General features: G+C 42.5%; 18 protein-coding genes. 6 read left to right on the forward strand and 12 right to left on the reverse strand.

Translation table 11 applies throughout. The features are described 5' to 3' along the window. Positions 1-135: 135 nt before the first annotated feature. Positions 136-279: a GapA-binding peptide SR1P gene (locus QYF49_RS11365; RefSeq protein WP_425589565.1), complete on the reverse strand. Its 144-nt coding sequence runs from the start codon at positions 277-279 to the stop codon at positions 136-138. 90 nt (positions 280-369) lie between these two features. Beyond that, on the reverse strand, positions 370-669 hold the full coding sequence (locus QYF49_RS11370; RefSeq protein ID WP_290399705.1) for a DUF3055 domain-containing protein: 300 nt from the start codon (positions 667-669) through the stop codon (positions 370-372). A 233-nt stretch (positions 670-902) separates the two neighbouring features. Between QYF49_RS11370 and QYF49_RS11375 the strand changes: the two genes are divergently transcribed. After that, positions 903-1,325 (forward strand): DUF1885 family protein, encoded by a 423-nt coding sequence (locus QYF49_RS11375; RefSeq protein ID WP_290399706.1) that lies wholly within the window; start codon positions 903-905, stop codon positions 1,323-1,325. Between the two features lie 29 nt (positions 1,326-1,354). Here the strand turns inward: QYF49_RS11375 and QYF49_RS11380 are convergent, their stop codons facing one another. The 5 genes from QYF49_RS11380 to pdhA form a co-directional block, all read right to left on the reverse strand. Beyond that, positions 1,355-1,612, reverse strand: coding sequence for a hypothetical protein (locus tag QYF49_RS11380; RefSeq protein ID WP_290399707.1), 258 nt, complete (start codon positions 1,610-1,612; stop codon positions 1,355-1,357). 94 nt (positions 1,613-1,706) lie between these two features. Next, entirely contained in the window at positions 1,707-3,119 is a 1,413-nt protein-coding gene (gene lpdA / locus QYF49_RS11385; RefSeq protein WP_290399708.1) for a dihydrolipoyl dehydrogenase, read from the reverse strand. Between the two features lie 5 nt (positions 3,120-3,124). Next, positions 3,125-4,426 (reverse strand): dihydrolipoamide acetyltransferase family protein, encoded by a 1,302-nt coding sequence (locus tag QYF49_RS11390; protein WP_290399709.1) that lies wholly within the window; start codon positions 4,424-4,426, stop codon positions 3,125-3,127. 98 nt (positions 4,427-4,524) lie between these two features. Continuing rightward, a complete protein-coding gene (locus QYF49_RS11395; protein ID WP_290399710.1) occupies positions 4,525-5,502 on the reverse strand; it encodes an alpha-ketoacid dehydrogenase subunit beta in 978 nt (325 codons plus the stop codon). 1 nt (position 5,503) lies between these two features. Beyond that, on the reverse strand, positions 5,504-6,583 hold the full coding sequence (pdhA, locus tag QYF49_RS11400; protein ID WP_290399711.1) for a pyruvate dehydrogenase (acetyl-transferring) E1 component subunit alpha: 1,080 nt from the start codon (positions 6,581-6,583) through the stop codon (positions 5,504-5,506). Positions 6,584-7,107: 524 nt separating this feature from the next. On the opposite strand from pdhA, the gene def reads away from it, so the two are divergent. The 3 genes from def (at position 7,108) to rnjA (ending at position 9,902) form a co-directional block, all read left to right on the forward strand. Next, positions 7,108-7,659, forward strand: coding sequence for a peptide deformylase (gene def / locus QYF49_RS11405; RefSeq protein WP_290399712.1), 552 nt, complete (start codon positions 7,108-7,110; stop codon positions 7,657-7,659). 359 nt (positions 7,660-8,018) lie between these two features. Continuing rightward, positions 8,019-8,228 (forward strand): DNA-dependent RNA polymerase subunit epsilon, encoded by a 210-nt coding sequence (locus QYF49_RS11410; RefSeq protein WP_290399713.1) that lies wholly within the window; start codon positions 8,019-8,021, stop codon positions 8,226-8,228. A gap of 3 nt (positions 8,229-8,231) precedes the next feature. Then, positions 8,232-9,902 carry a ribonuclease J1 gene (gene rnjA, locus QYF49_RS11415; protein ID WP_290399714.1) on the forward strand — a complete coding sequence of 557 codons (1,671 nt, stop codon included), beginning with the start codon at positions 8,232-8,234 and terminating at the stop codon, positions 9,900-9,902. 57 nt (positions 9,903-9,959) lie between these two features. Here rnjA and QYF49_RS11420 read toward each other — a convergent pair whose 3' ends face one another. Together QYF49_RS11420 and QYF49_RS11425 are read right to left on the reverse strand one after the other, a co-directional pair. Next, a complete protein-coding gene (locus QYF49_RS11420; protein WP_290399715.1) occupies positions 9,960-10,622 on the reverse strand; it encodes a potassium channel family protein in 663 nt (220 codons plus the stop codon). A 150-nt stretch (positions 10,623-10,772) separates the two neighbouring features. Continuing rightward, positions 10,773-11,321 carry a peroxiredoxin gene (locus QYF49_RS11425; protein ID WP_290399716.1) on the reverse strand — a complete coding sequence of 183 codons (549 nt, stop codon included), beginning with the start codon at positions 11,319-11,321 and terminating at the stop codon, positions 10,773-10,775. A gap of 245 nt (positions 11,322-11,566) precedes the next feature. Between QYF49_RS11425 and QYF49_RS11430 the strand changes: the two genes are divergently transcribed. Next, positions 11,567-12,421, forward strand: a complete 855-nt coding sequence (locus QYF49_RS11430; RefSeq protein WP_290399717.1) for a mechanosensitive ion channel family protein — start codon at positions 11,567-11,569, stop codon at positions 12,419-12,421. A gap of 63 nt (positions 12,422-12,484) precedes the next feature. Next, positions 12,485-12,694, forward strand: coding sequence for a ChaB family protein (locus QYF49_RS11435; protein WP_290399718.1), 210 nt, complete (start codon positions 12,485-12,487; stop codon positions 12,692-12,694). A gap of 80 nt (positions 12,695-12,774) precedes the next feature. On the opposite strand, the gene QYF49_RS11440 is transcribed toward QYF49_RS11435, so the two are convergent. The 3 genes from QYF49_RS11440 to QYF49_RS11450 form a co-directional block, all read right to left on the reverse strand. Next, positions 12,775-14,085 (reverse strand): hemolysin family protein, encoded by a 1,311-nt coding sequence (locus QYF49_RS11440; protein WP_290399719.1) that lies wholly within the window; start codon positions 14,083-14,085, stop codon positions 12,775-12,777. Between the two features lie 148 nt (positions 14,086-14,233). Beyond that, a complete protein-coding gene (locus QYF49_RS11445; RefSeq protein ID WP_290399720.1) occupies positions 14,234-14,479 on the reverse strand; it encodes a YkuS family protein in 246 nt (81 codons plus the stop codon). A 106-nt stretch (positions 14,480-14,585) separates the two neighbouring features. After that, positions 14,586-15,716, reverse strand: a complete 1,131-nt coding sequence (locus QYF49_RS11450; RefSeq protein WP_290399721.1) for an N-acetyldiaminopimelate deacetylase — start codon at positions 15,714-15,716, stop codon at positions 14,586-14,588. Positions 15,717-15,730: the final 14 nt, after the last annotated feature.

Here is a 15,730-nt window from a genome sequence, read left to right on the forward strand (position 1 = left end):
GCATTTTTAAAATGGCCAGGACATTTGATGTCCTGGCCTTTTTTTTATGTTATGATTATGTCAGCCTGTTGATCCACTTCAAGATTTGTTTTAAAAAGAAAATACCTTGGATTCATCCAAGGTATTTTGTCTAACCTATTTTTGTTCAACATTATGATTCGAACAGTTTGGACATTTATCTGCGTAAAGCTTTGTTACCTTTTCATCCTCAAAATGTTCAATCGTGCTATCACATGTTTGGCAAATGATTTCTCCCATCTCAAAACATCTCCTTTTCATGTAAGCGCTTTTATTCTTATCTCTATAATATTATGTCACATTGATATTGTCAACCACCATTAGCATAACACATTAAAATATTTATGATGATTATTCGTATTGCTCATATGCAGGTATTGATGGTACGGATTCTTCAAAGAAAAGAGAAAGATCTTTTGCTTCATCCAGTGAGTGGATATTAAACACCTTCTGCAAGTACTCATAATTCTGAAGATCATTGGCATCAAGAAGAGATGACCGTCCAGTCTGCATACAAACAACTAATGGTTTACCAAAGAACATGTTCGTATGAATGATGCCAAAGTCATAACGGACATGTTCCGTTGTAAAGCCCACAAACCGAACATTAACGTTCTCATGTTCATCGTAAAGTTTTTCGAATACTTCCACAGAAACCCCTCCTTGAGTATGATTTTGAAGCGGGCCGCTATGTTTGCAGTATATAACAACTATATTCCCTGAAATGTGTTTTATAACACTCTTAATTTGTATCTTTTTCCCTTCCTGTTTCTTAATTAAACCTTTTTAAGCCGTATTGTCAAAATTTTTAAAATAATGTTAAATTAGATAATAAGAATAGACAAGCTCGCCATTGGCTAAATCAGGGAAAGCGGGGTCTTAAATTGCAGCAGCATGCTTATATCAAACTCGTACCGTCATCAAAGCAACAATCCATCACGACTGATGAAGTAAAGCAACTTTTTTATTATTACAAGGATATAACTTCCAAGACAGGCACACAGCTAGGATGGGAATATGAACAATCGGCATTTCCATATTCCCTGGAAGAAAAAAGGGAAGGCAAGGAACGATGGTTTTATCTGAAGGGGACTGACAAACAGAAATATAAGTACATAATGGTAGGATTAGATTCAGAGGTAACAGAAGGAACAAACACCTCCTACATTCAAGTGACTTTACCAGAAGGGTTTACACATGGAGATAAAGGAAAAGCCAATGAATTCTGTAAGTTCATGGCGAAGCAGCTTGACGGCGAATTGCATTTATTTAACGGCAGAGTGATGTATTACTATAAACGAAAGTAAACATCCTAATAAGAGGGCCTTTGTACGGATCATAATGGATTAAACGTTCCAAACAGCAGCATTGTCCACTTGGCCAGCAAAAATAAAGCGGTGGACAAAATGGTGCTTTTTAGTGCCATTGTCCTTTTTTGGCACAAGGTATGGGACAGCAGATAGGAAAGATATAAAAACATAAGAAACAATACAACCTCAAAGAACACTCGGTCATGTCTGGATAATTGAATCACGGTAAAATATCCGGTCCAAAGAACACAATGCACTGGAATAATGAACAGAAACCATTTCATCTTAATACCCCTCCTATCCTACATTATGCTGTAGTTGAACCGGTCAAAACTAAAAAAGCCTTCCCTGTATATCGGGAAGGCTTTTCATATACGATTACTTAACGATGTGGATTGGAGATCCAAGAGCTACCTCAGCAGCCTCCATGGAGATTTCTCCGAAAGTTGGATGGGCATGGATAGTCATAGCAATATCTTCTGCTGTCATTCCAGCTTCGATGGCCAATCCAAGCTCAGCGATCATATCTGATGCATTACCGCCTGCAATTTGCGCTCCAAGAAGCAATCCGTCTTCTTTTCTCGTAATTAGCTTCATGAATCCGTCGGTTTCATTCATGGAAAGAGCACGGCCGTTAGCCGCGAATGGGAACTTGGACGCTTTCACGTCAAATCCAGCTTCTTTTGCACTCTTCTCATCATAACCGACAGTTGCTAGTTCAGGATCGGTAAATACAACCGCTGGAATAGCAAGATAGTCAATTTCAGAAGGATGTCCGCTGATCGCTTCAGCAGCAATTTTTCCTTCGTATGATGCTTTATGGGCAAGAGCTGGCCCTTCTACGATATCACCAATCGCATAAATGCCTTTTACACTGGTTTGAGCTTGCTTATCGATCTTAATCAATCCGCGTTCAGTCATTTCGATTCCAACTTGCTCAAGACCAAGTTCCTCTGTGTTTGGACGGCGTCCAACCGTTACCAATACATAATCCGCTTCAAATGTTTTTGTTTCACCTTTAATTTCAGCCGTAACAGTAACTCCGTCTTTCGTTTCTTCAACGCCTTTAGCAAGAGCTTCTGTAAAGATTTCTACATTGCCTTTTTTCTTCAAGCGTTTTGAAACGACTTGGCTCATCTGCTTTTCGAACCCTGGAAGAATCTGTTTGCTTCCTTCAAGCACAGTAATCTCTGTACCAAAGTTAGCAAAAGCTGTTCCAAGCTCCATACCGATGTAGCCTCCGCCGATAACCACCATTTTCTTCGGTACTTCTTGCAGAGCAAGAGCACCAGTTGAAGAAATCACACGGTCACTCCATTTGAATCCGGGAATTTCAATCGGACGGGAACCAGTTGCAATGATACAGTTTTTGAACGTGTAGGTTTGAGATGATTTCTCATCCATGATACGAACGGTGTTTTCGTTGACAAAATAAGCTTCACCACGAATAATTTCAGCTTTATTGCCTTTAAGCAATCCTTGAACACCAGTAGTCAATTTCTTGACGATACCAGATTTCCATTCCTGAACCTTAGAAAAATCTACAGTAACATTGTCTGCTTTAATCCCCATGTCATCAGAATGCTTCGCGTGTTCAACACGATGGCCGGCATTGATCAATGCTTTAGAAGGAATACATCCTACGTTTAAGCAAACACCGCCCATTTCGCCTCTTTCTGCTACAGCTACCTTTTGGCCAAGCTGAGCTGCACGGATGGCTGCCACATATCCCCCTGGGCCAGATCCTATAACAAGTGTGTCTAATTCAATCGGAAAATCACCTACAACCATTTTCTCTACGCCTCCATTACTAAAAGTTGTGGATCATTCAACAAACGTTTAATATGATTCATTGCGTTTTGAGCAGTTACACCATCAATTAAACGGTGGTCAAAGCTTAATGATAACGCAAGAACTGGTGCTACGACAACTTCTCCGTTTTTCACCACTGCTTTTTCTGCAATACGGCCAATTCCAAGAATGGCAACTTCAGGGTGGTTGATGACCGGAGTAAACCATTGTCCCCCAGCAGAACCGATGTTGGAGATGGTTACAGAACCGCCCTTCATTTCATCTGCAGAAAGCTTTCCGTCACGGGCTTTGACAGCCAGTTCGTTGATTTCAGCAGAAATTTTGAAGATGGATTTGCGGTCAGCATCTTTAACAACAGGAACCATAAGCCCGTTATCTGTATCCGCAGCAATTCCGATATTGTAATAGTTTTTCCAAACGATTTCTTCGTTCGCATCATCGATGGACGCATTGATTGCAGGGAATTCACGCGCAGCAGAAACCAAGGCTTTCACTACATATGGAAGGTAAGTAAGCTTGATTCCTTTATCAGCTGCAGCTTGCTTGAATTTCTTGCGGTGTGCAACAAGCTCAGTCACATCGATTTCATCCATCAAAGTGACGTGCGGAGCTGTATGCTTGGAATTAACCATTGCTTTAGCAATGACTTTGCGGACACCTTTAAGCTTTTCACGGGTCTCATTTTGGCCTGCAGGAATAGCTTTAGGAGCTTCTTTTGCTGCAGGTCCTTCAGCAGCTGTTTCTTTCGGAGCATCCTGAGCTTGAGTATCCGCATCACCGCTTAAGTACTTGTCGATATCTTCCTTCATTACGCGTCCGTTGTCACCTGATCCTGAAACCTTACGGATTTCAACACCTTTTTCACGAGCATATTTGCGTACGGAAGGCATGGCGATCACTCGCTTGCTTTCATCAACTGGCTCGTCCGAAGCTGCCTCATTTTTTGGTGCCTCTTGTTTAGGAGCTTCTTCTGCAGCTGGTTTCTTCTCTTCTTCAGCTTTTGGCTGTTCAGGAGTGTCATCACCATGTGCAGATGGTGGCGGCTCACTTTCAGATTCAATCGTAACGAGAACATCTCCAACAACAGAAACTGTTCCCTCTTCAACTTTTACTTCCAGAATTTTACCGTCAACCGGCGACGGAATTTCTACTACTGCTTTATCATTCTGAACTTCCAGCAGGATATCGTCTTCTTTTACTTCATCTCCCGCTTTAACAAACCATTTTACAATTTCGCCTTCGTGGATACCTTCACCGATATCGGGAAGCCTAAATTCAAATGCCACTAACAACGCCTCCTATAGTAAAAATTAATCATATTTCAAGGGATAAAATGCTGAAAAAGAAATCGGCAAGATTTCTTTTTCAGTCCTGTTGTTCAGCATTAGAAGTTATAAACTGTCTTTGCCTTCTCAACAATATCTTTATAATCAGGAAGCCAAACATCTTCAGCAGCTGCAAAAGGGAATACCGTATCCGGAGCAGTGACACGAAGCACTGGTGCTTCCAGGCTTAGGATCGCACGGTCGTTGATTTCAGCAACAACGTTGGCACCAACACCTGCTTGCTTTTGAGCTTCTTGTACCACGATCGCGCGTCCCGTTTTCTCAACAGATGCAATGATCGTATCGATATCAAGCGGGCTCACTGTACGAAGGTCGACAACCTCAGCAGAGATCCCTTCTTTTTCAAGTTCTTCTGCTGCTTTAAGAGAAGAGTGAACCATCGCTCCGTAAGTAATGATGGAAACATCTTTTCCTTCACGTTTCACGTCCGCTTTACCGATTTCAATTGTATATTCTTCTTCTGGCACTTCGCCGCGGAAAGAACGGTATAGTTTCATATGTTCCAAGTAGACAACTGGGTCGTTATCACGGATCGCAGAAATTAAAAGCCCTTTTGCATCATAAGGGGTTGAAGGAATAACAACTTTTATTCCAGGTGCTTGAGCAACAAGCCCTTCAAGGTTGTCTGCATGCAGTTCAGGGGTTTTAACTCCTCCCCCAAATGGAGAACGGATTGTAATTGGAGAGCTGTATACTCCACCAGAACGATAACGCATACGTGCAGCCTGAGCGACAACAGAGTCCATTACCTCAAAGATAAATCCAAAGAACTGAATTTCCATTACCGGGCGGAATCCAGTAAGTCCTAAACCGATAGCAAGACCGCCGATACCGGACTCAGCAAGCGGAGTATCAAATACTCGTTCTTCACCGAACTCAGATTGAAGACCTTCGGTTGCACGGAACACCCCGCCGTTTTGACCAACGTCTTCACCGAACACAACGACATTTTCATTATTTTTCAATTCAGTGCGCATCGCATCTGTAATTGCTTGAATCATGGTCATTTGAGCCATATTATTTCGACTCCTTTGCTTTGTATTCTTCAAGTTGCTCTTTCAGATTGTGCGGAAGCTCTTCAAACATGAATCCGATAAGATCTGTAACCTTTTGTTTCGGTGCAGCATCCGCTTTTTTGATAGCAGCTTTAATGTCTTCTTTCGCTTGATCCATAACTTTGTTTTCCTGCTCTTCAGACCAGAGGCCTTTATCTTCCAAGAACTTGCGGAAACGCACAAGCGGATCTTTCTTCGTCCATTCGTTATCAAGATCTTCCGTACGATAACGAGTAGGATCGTCACCGGCCATCGTATGTGGGCCGTAACGGTATGTCAATGTTTCGATAAGCGTTGGCCCATCTCCATTCAAGGCACGCTCACGCGCTTGTTTAACTGCAGAATAAACCGCTAATACGTCCATTCCATCAACTTGGATGCCTTCGATACCAGCTGCAACTGCTTTTTGAGCAATCGTTTTAGCAGCAGATTGCTTTTCTACAGGAACTGAGATCGCGAAACGGTTGTTTTGTACGACAAAGATAGTTTGTGCATTGTACGCTCCGGCAAAGTTAAGACCTTCATAGAAATCACCTTGTGAAGCACCGCCGTCACCTGTATAAGTGATCGCAACATTCTTCTTGCCTTTTTTCTTCAATCCTACCCCAACACCTGCAGCCTGAATAATCTGTGCGCCAATGATGATCTGAGGCATAAGAACGTTTACTCCTTCAGGAATCTGTCCGCCTTGGAAATGTCCGCGGGAGTATAGGAATGCTTGGTACAGCGGCAATCCGTGGAATACGATTTGAGGAATATCACGATATCCTGGAAGAATCCAGTCCTCTTTATCCAGCGCAAATTGGGAACCTAGCATTGAAGCCTCTTGCCCCGCAACCGGCGCATAGAATCCTAAACGCCCTTGACGGTTCAGAGAAATCGCTCGTTGGTCCCAGATACGCGTATAAACCATACGTGTCATTAATTCCTGTAACTCTTCATCTGAAAGTTTAGGCATAGCAGATTTATTAACTACTTTCCCGTCTTCTGATAAGATCTGAAAGGTTTCAAATTGTTTTTCAACCTGTTCAATCAAACTCATTAACCTTCACCTCTTCCTTCCTTACACCAATGTTATCCGCCATGTATGTAGTCGGCGCTTCTATTAGATTGCCCAATATTTTCCGTATACATGACAAAGTTTTATAAAAAGCCTTTAGGGTTCCGGTGCCACAAATCATTATTGCTGTTTCCCTATCTGGAAGGGGGTAAACATGAACTTGTGCACCACGCCTTTTTATAAGGGCTTTCACAAACTGTATTACTATATTATTGAAAATAGAGTAATACAATTTTCTTGATCACAAGAATTAGTTTACACCAGCGTTTAAACACCGTCAATTGATTACCACCAATATATTTTTCATGATTTCAGTTACAGGGAAGACACTCCCCTTACAGCCGATTCCCCACTGTATTACTACTCCGGTGCAACTGTATCAAAACAGTGTTTTTTATAAAAACAGCGTTAAGTCCGCGATTGAACGCCTCTTTTTTATGGTAGAATACAGGAAAAGCCCTTATCATATGAATAAAGAAGATACTTTGAAAATTGGGGGAAACCATATGCTAACTATGAAGGACATTGTCCGGGAAGGCCATCCTATTCTTCGCGAAAAGGCACAAGACGTTGAACTTCCTCCTCAGCAAGAGGATATTGAAACAGCGAAAAAGATGCTCGAATTTCTAAAGAACAGTCAAGATCCTGAAATTGCCCAAAAATATAAACTCCGCCCTGGCATCGGCCTCGCATGTCCACAAATCGGGATCTCTAAACGAATCATTGCGGTTCATACAACTGACGAACAAGGTGAGCTATTCAGCTACGCCCTTTTCAACCCAAAAATCGTCAGCCACTCGGTTAAGGTAACATACCTCGAAGGCGGTGAGGGCTGCTTATCTGTGGACAGAGACGTTCCTGGCCTTGTTCCGCGCTACGCCAAAACGACAGTAAAAGGAACAACCATAGATGGTGAACAGATCGAATTGAAGTTAAAAGGAATGCCTGCTATTGTCTTTCAGCATGAGATTGATCACTTAGACGGCATTATGTTCTATGACCGAATCAACAAGGAGAATCCGTTCTCTCCTCCAACTGCCGTTATACTCAACAGATAGAAACAAATTCAAGAGAGCTCCAGCCAATGATGCTGGAGCTCTTTCTTTGTTCCATTCCACTATTTACCTCGCAAGAGAAAACCGGCCAGCGGCATACTATTACAAACTACGAACTAAAGGATGGTCGGGCTAAGATGAAACGAAAACGAAGATTTATGAACAAGCTAAAAAAACTAATCAATGAATATCCGTATTTAAAAAGAGCAAAAAAACCTTTTTGCTTGCAATAAAAAGGCTTTTACCGGCTTAGCATTGTCTGACTAATCATGATAAGATGAAAAAAACATGAAAATCATACCTATTTCATTTATAATAAAACGAAGATATTGATAATACTAGCACGGTAAGGAGACGAAAACATGATTTTTAAAGTTTATTTTCAGGAAAACAAAAACGAGGTACCAATCCGCGAAAACACTCAATCGATTTATTTGGAAGCAAATTCAGTCGAGGAAGTCAGAAAAAAATTGTCTGACACCAATTATAATATTGAATTTGTTCAAGAAATCACAGGAAAATTTCTAGAGTATGAGAAGCAGTCAAACTCTTTTGAAGTGGAGAAAAGATAGTATATGAAATTTGTAAAAAACCATCAAACTGCAGTGTTTGCTCTGGGCGGTTTGGGAGAAATCGGAAAGAACACATACGGAGTCCAATTCCAGGATGAAATTATCCTGATCGATGCCGGTATTAAATTTCCTGAGGACGAACTGCTCGGAATTGACTATGTCATTCCAGACTATACTTATTTGGTCAAGAATGAAGATAAAATCAAAGGTTTGTTCATTACCCATGGACATGAAGACCATATCGGCGGCATTCCGTACTTGCTCAGACAAGTAAACGTTCCGATCTACGGCGGAAAGCTTGCCATCGCCCTGATCAAAAACAAATTAGAAGAACACGGTCTATTGCGCACAGCAAAACTGCACGAGATTACTGAAGACCAAGTGATCAAATTCAGAAAAACATCTGTATCTTTCTTCCGAACAACCCACAGTATTCCTGAATCTTTCGGAATTGTCGTCAAGACACCGCCTGGCAATATCGTACATACTGGAGATTTCAAATTTGATTTTACTCCGGTAGGAGAGCCTGCCGATTTAACGAAGATGGCCGAAATCGGAAAGGAAGGGGTTCTGTGTCTTCTATCCGACAGTACGAATGCCGAAGTTCCAGGGTTTACCCTTTCGGAACGCCGGGTCGGAGACAGCATCAATGATATATTCCGCAAGGTGAACGGCCGGGTGATTTTCGCTACATTTGCTTCGAACATCTATCGCCTGCAGCAGGTAGTAGAAGCTTCTGTTCAAAATAACCGAAAGATCGCTGTTTTCGGAAGAAGCATGGACTCTGCGATAACGATTGGACAAGAACTTGGTTTTATAAAGGCACCGAAAGGCACCTTTATCGAGTCTTCACAAATTAACAGACTTCCTGATCATCAGGTAACCATCCTGTGCACAGGCAGCCAGGGTGAGCCTATGGCTGCATTGTCAAGGATTGCAAACGGTACTCACCGCCAGATCCAGATCATTCCTGGCGATACAGTGGTCTTCTCATCATCTCCCATCCCGGGAAATGCATTGAGCGTCAATAAAACCATCAACCAGCTATTCCGTGCAGGAGCAGAAGTCATTCATGGTTCTTTGAATGATATCCATACATCAGGGCACGGCGGTCAGCAGGAACAAAAACTTATGCTGAGGTTGATGAAACCAAAATACTTCCTCCCTATTCACGGGGAATACAGGATGTTGAAGATGCACATCAATCTCGCTACTTCCTGCGATGTTCTGCCTGAGAATTGTTTTACGATGGACAACGGCGAAGTACTTGCCTTGTCAAGCAACGAGGCATCAGTTGCAGGCAAGATCCCTTCAGGTTCTGTCTATGTTGACGGAAGCGGAATCGGTGATATCGGAAATATTGTTCTCAGGGACAGAAAGATCCTGTCTGAGGAAGGACTCGTTGTTGTAGTCGTCAGCCTCAACATGAAAGAATTCAAAATCGAAGCCGGCCCTGACATTATCTCTCGCGGTTTTGTCTATATGAGGGAGTCAGGAGACTTAATCAATGACGCACAACACCTTCTCAGCCAGCACTTGAACGGTCTAATGGAAGAAAAGCGAACCAAACAGTGGTCTGAAATCAAGAACGAGATCACCGATGTTCTATCTCCTTTCCTTTATGAAAAAACAAAAAGACGTCCGATGATTCTGCCAATTATCATGGAAATCTAGAATAAGAAAAAGCATGAAAGGATAATCTTTCATGCTTTTTTATGTATGCTTTATCCCTTATACCATTAGATCCTTCTCTAGCCTGCTGATATCCTTCTCGCCGCCAATAACGATCAATATATCTCCTTTCTCCACTTCCTGATCCGCATGAGGAGAAACAACAACTTCATTGCCGCGTTTTATCGCCACCACGTTACAGCCGTATTTCGCCCGGATGTTCATTTCCTGAAGAGACTTTCCACTCATCTTGTCACCTGCTGCCATCTCTGCAATGCTGTATTCATCAGACAACTCCAAGTAATCCAGTACGTTTTTTGAAACGACCTGGTGAGCAATCCTGACTCCCATGTCCCGTTCAGGATGAATGATTCGGTCTGCTCCAATCTTCACCAGTACACGTTCATGGTAATCATTCTGTGCTTTCACAGTGATTTTGGATATACCCATGTCTTTTAAAATTAAGGTTGTCAGAATGCTGGCTTGCAGGTTTTCTCCAATGGCGACGATGACATGTTCAAAGTTACGAATACCCAGGCTTTTAAGTACCCCCTCATCTGTTGAATCCGCAATGACAGCCTGAGTGGCAATGGATGAATATTCATTCACCCGCTCTTCATCCATATCAATGCCGAGCACTTCCATCCCCTGCTCGCTTAACGCTCGGCAGACGCTTCCTCCAAATCGGCCAAGGCCGATTACTGCATATTGGCGTTTCACCATCAATTCCCCCACCTATATATGTAATGCCTATATATTAGCACAGATTTCTGAATTGGATAAAGAAGACCAAGCCTCTCTCAACAAAGAAGTAATAATTGAGAAAATAAAAAGGACGGCCAAGGTGATCCTGGCCGTCCTCATTTTTGATTATTAAACGTTAAGTGTTTCTTGTCCCGGCTTCCAGTTTGCAGGGCAAAGTCCGCCAGTCTGCAACGCTTGAAGAACACGCAATGTCTCATCAACATCGCGTCCGATGTTGTTGTGGTTTACAACAGCATACATTAATTCACCTTCAGGAGAAATAATGAAAAGACCGCGCAATGCAACACCTTCTTCTTCGATGAGAACACCATAGTCACGCGCTACCACGTGGTTAGTGTCTGCAGCCAATGCATACTTCAGTTCACCAAGACCATTTGAATCGCGTGGAGTATTGATCCATGCTTTATGTGTGTGGATCGTATCAGTTGAAACACCGATCACTTCTGCATCTAAATCTTCAAACTCATCAAAACGATCGCTTAAAGATGTAATTTCAGTAGGACATACGAATGTGAAGTCCATTGGGTAGAAGAAAAGCACAGTCCATTTGTCATTTTTCATGTTTTCTTCAAGACTTACTTTCCCGAATTCCTTGTTAGGTAATACCGCATCCATTTCAAACCGTGGAGCTTGTTTTGCTACCATGCGTTCTGCCATACTAAATCCCTCCAACTAATTGTGTTATTGCTTCGTTGCTATTATAAAACAACCTCACTTTTTAGTCAATATTAAATGATAATTAATTTAAATAAGGAGTTTTATTCACAATTCAACATTTACTTTCCCCCATATCATAACAAGTTAATCAAAAGAAGTGAAATAATTGGATTACACCGTTTAGTCGGTTATACTGTAATCCATAATAAAATAGGATACAAGACTTAAAGGAGGACCATGTTTTAATGCCCGATTACAAAAAATTTACAGAAATCGACTGGGGTGCACTCGCCGTAACGACAGGACTTTTAATAGTAAAGCTATTAGCCATCTTCATTGTTTATATCGTTGTACGCAATATCGGCAAAAAAATCATCAGCACCGCCTTTGGACGAATGTCCAACAGGAAAGGCATGTCAAATTTTCGCGCGAAAACGCTCGAAACACTGGTGATCAGCGTATATACATATGCGGTAATTTTCATGGCTTTTGTAGCCGTTTTCGGTCTGGTTAATATTGATATCCGCGGGTTGCTTGCAGGTGCCGGAATCGTAGGCCTCGCCATCGGTTTTGGAGCTCAGGGGCTTGTGAACGATGTCGTTACCGGATTTTTCATTCTGCTCGAAAAACAAATTGATGTCGGTGATTATATTACCACCGGAACATTTAATGGAATTGTGGAGGATGTGGAGCTTCGTACCACTAAAGTTCGGGGATTTGATGGAACGCTTCATTATATTCCAAACCGTTTGATCACAAGTGTCAGCAACCACTCCCGAGGAAACATGAGGGCGCTGGTGGATTTTAAGATCCCTTCGACTCCCCAGGTAGAAGAAGCTTTGCAGATCATTAAAGAAGAGAGCAGAGTGCTCCGGCAGGAAGAGCCTGCGATTCTTGAAGGACCAAACGTCCTTCCTGTAGTCGAAGCTGAAACAGGCTTGACGGTGCTCCGCATTCTTGCCAGAACCGAAAATCTCAAACAATGGAGCATGGAACAAAAGATTAAAGAACGGCTGCAGGAACGCTTTAAACAGGCTGGAATCATTCTTCCCTCACCTGAAGACAGCAACAACGAAGGCTCCCCCGAGCCAGGTGCGTAATGATTAAACCGTCCGTTCATCGGGTATCCCTATAAATAGAATGACACATAGGGAGGTAATACCATGCCATACGATTCCATTAAAGAACTGCCTGATCAAGTAAGGGACAACCTGCCCCATCACGCACAGGAGATCTTTAAAGAGGCCTTCAATTCCGCTTCCGAAGAATATAAAGAAGAAGAAACGGCCTTCAAAGTAGCCTGGAGTGCTGTGAAAAAGAAATATGAAAAAAACAGCAGCGATAAATGGGTAAAAAAAGATAAAGCTGACTGATCCGCTGTTTGCGGAAAGTCAGCTTTTATTCATAACAGAGAGCCGTCCACATATCTAGATAAAAGGCAGCTGCCTCGGGGTTATGATTCTGTTCGTGTTTCCTCCTCCGGTATTTTCACAACTTTTAATTTTTTGATCTGATGGCCGTCTGTTTCAATCACCTTAAATAAATAACCTTCATGCTCAATCTCTTCATCCAGCTGAACGCCAGCTGGCTGGCTTAAAATCCAACCCCCGATCGTATCCAGATCCGTATCATCCAGATCCAGATGGAACATTTCATTTACTTCAGAGATAAGTACTTTCCCCTCAAGTATGGTTGTGTTTTCATTGACTTTTTTAATCCTGGGCTCTTCATCCTCGTCAAATTCATCCCTAATTTCTCCGACGATCTCTTCAATAATATCTTCGACGGTCACGATTCCTGACGTACCTCCGTATTCGTCCATCAAGACAGCCATGTGGACTCTTTCCTTCTGCATCTTTACAAGGAGCTGCTGAATGGGAAACGACTCATGGACAGAAATGATCGGTCTTATGTATTTTTCTAATTCCTCTTCTTCATTTGTTACATGTTCATTAAAAAATTCTTTAATGTTGACGAGGCCAATGATATGGTCTTTGTCATCCACCGCCACCGGGTATCTTGTGAACTTCTCTTCTCTCATGACATTCAGGTTCTCAATAAAACTGTTTTCTTTGTATAAGCAAACGATTTCTGTCCTTGGAACCATGATCTCCTTTGCCAGCCGGTCATCAAACTCAAAGATCCTGTTTACATAACGATATTCTGATTGATTGATCTCTCCGCCCTCAAAGCTTTCAGAGAGCAGATGGCGCAGCTCTTCTTCATTATGCGCCATTTCGTGCTCTTCAGTTCTCTTTAATCCCAAAATTCTTGTCAGTACTGCTGCAGACCGGTTCAGCACAAAAATAAACGGAAACATTATGTAGCTGAAAGCAATTAAAGGCCTTGCTACTGCTAAGCTGATTTCTTCAGCTTTCCTGATGGCAAATGACTTCGGTGCCAGTTCCCCTAGCACCACCTCAAAATACGTAATGGCTGTAAAAGCGATGATAAAGGAAAGGGTATGCAACACTTGCGGCGGCAGATTCACATGATGAAAAAGCGGCTTCAGAAGCGTTTCCACAGTCGGTTCTCCAAGGCCACCGAGAGCAAGCGACGTAATGGTGATTCCAAGCTGTGTAGAGGAAAGATAACCATCGATGTTTGATAGAATTTTCTTGACAGCGTTTGCGTTTCTATTGCCCTGCTCTGCCAAAAAATCGATTCTGGTCGCACGTACTTTTACGATGGCAAATTCAGAAGCTACAAAAAAAGCGGTGATTAGAATGAGGACGACAATCAGTGCTATATTCATTAGTGCCATATGAGAGTCCTTAACCAATACTGATCAAGGACCTTCACCTCCTGCCAAAAGAATTAGAGTAGGGATAATAAAGGTTACCCTCTCTACCCCGCAGATAAACGCACTTACAACGAAGGAACAGCCTATCAATGGCTGTTCCCCATGCGTTTTATTGCTGAAGTTTGCTTTCTACCGCCTGGCAAACATCATCTGCGCTCATACCATCCGCATTAATAACAGAACCTTGTACCACTGCATTCTGCATTCCCATAACGTTTTGATCCTGCCCTGAGATGACGCAGCAATCACATGCATTCGCATCATTTTCCTGGCGAAGTGCAACTACGTCATATCCTTTAGCTTTTAAAGCATCGGAAACATTAGTTAAGGATTCCTCCACACCAATTCTAGCCATCGTTTCCACCTCCTTAGCATTTTTTAATCTCTCCAACGGAATACTGATTTATCCCATATTTACACAAATTAAAAAAGCGGCCAAAGGCCGCTTTGGTTAGTTCACATTATTGGGACGTTGCTTTCCATTCAATATAAGCTGACAGCGTACGAAGAGCAACTGGAATTGCCTCTTCTTTCGGTTCAATACGTGAGTGATGAAGTCCGAAATCACAATCCACACCGAGCCAGAACATAAACCCGGGTATTTCTTTTAAGAAATATCCAAAGTCTTCTCCTGTCATGGCTTCCCGGCAATGATAAAAATCAGCGGGTTTTTCCGTTTTCAAAAAAGAAATAAATTCATCGGTCAATTCTTCATCGTTAAACACTTGGTAATAGTTCGCACCATAATCAATGGCTGCTTCGCATTCAAATGAAGATTCGATCCCTTTGACAAGCGCTTCGATCCGTGACTTTACCTTAACCATTGACGCTGATGAAAGAGTACGGATCGTTCCCTCCAGCCGGGCAGTTTCAGCAATGATATTCTGCTTTGTTCCGCCCGTTATTTTCCCGACGGTAAGGACGGCTGAATCCAGCGGATCAATGTTTCTTGATACGATAGACTGAAGCTGTGTGACTAGATGGCTTGCTGCAATAACCATATCATTTGAAAGATGTGGATAGGCAGCATGTCCGCCTTTCCCTTTCAGATCAATAAATAACTCAGATGTGTTTGCGAAAAGCAGGCCCTTTTTAACCGCCACCGTTCCAACAGGGTATTCCGGAGCAATGTGAAGAGCTAGCATCATATCCGGCTTGACAGCTTGAAACTCTTTGCACTGCATGAGAGGAAGCGCTCCGCCTGGCCCCTCTTCTGCTGGCTGAAAAATAAACAGCAGATGATCATCCACTGGATGCTTCACGAAATAATCAAGTAGCCCTATCGCGATGGACATATGAAAATCATGTCCACAAGCGTGCATGTATCCATTGTGAACAGATGCGAAATCGCAGCTTGTTTCCTCGAAAATCGGCAGGCCGTCCATATCTGTCCGGTAACCGATTGTTTTCCTTGGATTAAGGCCGGCAACTCTCACGAGGACACCTGTTTTCCACGTTTGGATGTTCAGTCTTTCCTGCGGAAGGCCACTAATAAAGTCCAATATAAACTGCTGTGTTTTAAATTCCTCGAAACCGGGTTCGGGAATCTGATGCAGCTGCCTTCTAATGTTTATGAAACGCTCTGTATCCATCTTCTTCATTCCTG

Source organism: Fictibacillus terranigra (assembly GCF_030412265.1).
Classification (GTDB): Bacteria; Bacillota; Bacilli; order Bacillales; family Fictibacillaceae; genus Fictibacillus_C; species Fictibacillus_C terrinigri.

Coding starts and splice junctions, on each gene's coding strand:
- QYF49_RS11365 (WP_425589565.1), bottom strand. CDS start 279: ATGAAAAGGAGATGTTTTGAGATGGGAGAAATCATTTGCCAAACATGT.
- QYF49_RS11380 (WP_290399707.1), bottom strand. CDS start 1,612: ATGAAATGGTTTCTGTTCATTATTCCAGTGCATTGTGTTCTTTGGACC.
- lpdA (WP_290399708.1), bottom strand. CDS start 3,119: ATGGTTGTAGGTGATTTTCCGATTGAATTAGACACACTTGTTATAGGA.
- QYF49_RS11395 (WP_290399710.1), bottom strand. CDS start 5,502: ATGGCTCAAATGACCATGATTCAAGCAATTACAGATGCGATGCGCACT.
- pdhA (WP_290399711.1), bottom strand. CDS start 6,583: ATGAGTTTGATTGAACAGGTTGAAAAACAATTTGAAACCTTTCAGATC.
- def (WP_290399712.1), top strand. CDS start 7,108: ATGCTAACTATGAAGGACATTGTCCGGGAAGGCCATCCTATTCTTCGC.
- QYF49_RS11410 (WP_290399713.1), top strand. CDS start 8,019: ATGATTTTTAAAGTTTATTTTCAGGAAAACAAAAACGAGGTACCAATC.
- rnjA (WP_290399714.1), top strand. CDS start 8,232: ATGAAATTTGTAAAAAACCATCAAACTGCAGTGTTTGCTCTGGGCGGT.
- QYF49_RS11420 (WP_290399715.1), bottom strand. CDS start 10,622: ATGGTGAAACGCCAATATGCAGTAATCGGCCTTGGCCGATTTGGAGGA.
- QYF49_RS11425 (WP_290399716.1), bottom strand. CDS start 11,321: ATGGCAGAACGCATGGTAGCAAAACAAGCTCCACGGTTTGAAATGGAT.
- QYF49_RS11430 (WP_290399717.1), top strand. CDS start 11,567: ATGCCCGATTACAAAAAATTTACAGAAATCGACTGGGGTGCACTCGCC.
- QYF49_RS11435 (WP_290399718.1), top strand. CDS start 12,485: ATGCCATACGATTCCATTAAAGAACTGCCTGATCAAGTAAGGGACAAC.
- QYF49_RS11440 (WP_290399719.1), bottom strand. CDS start 14,085: ATGGCACTAATGAATATAGCACTGATTGTCGTCCTCATTCTAATCACC.
- QYF49_RS11445 (WP_290399720.1), bottom strand. CDS start 14,479: ATGGCTAGAATTGGTGTGGAGGAATCCTTAACTAATGTTTCCGATGCT.
- QYF49_RS11450 (WP_290399721.1), bottom strand. CDS start 15,716: ATGGATACAGAGCGTTTCATAAACATTAGAAGGCAGCTGCATCAGATT.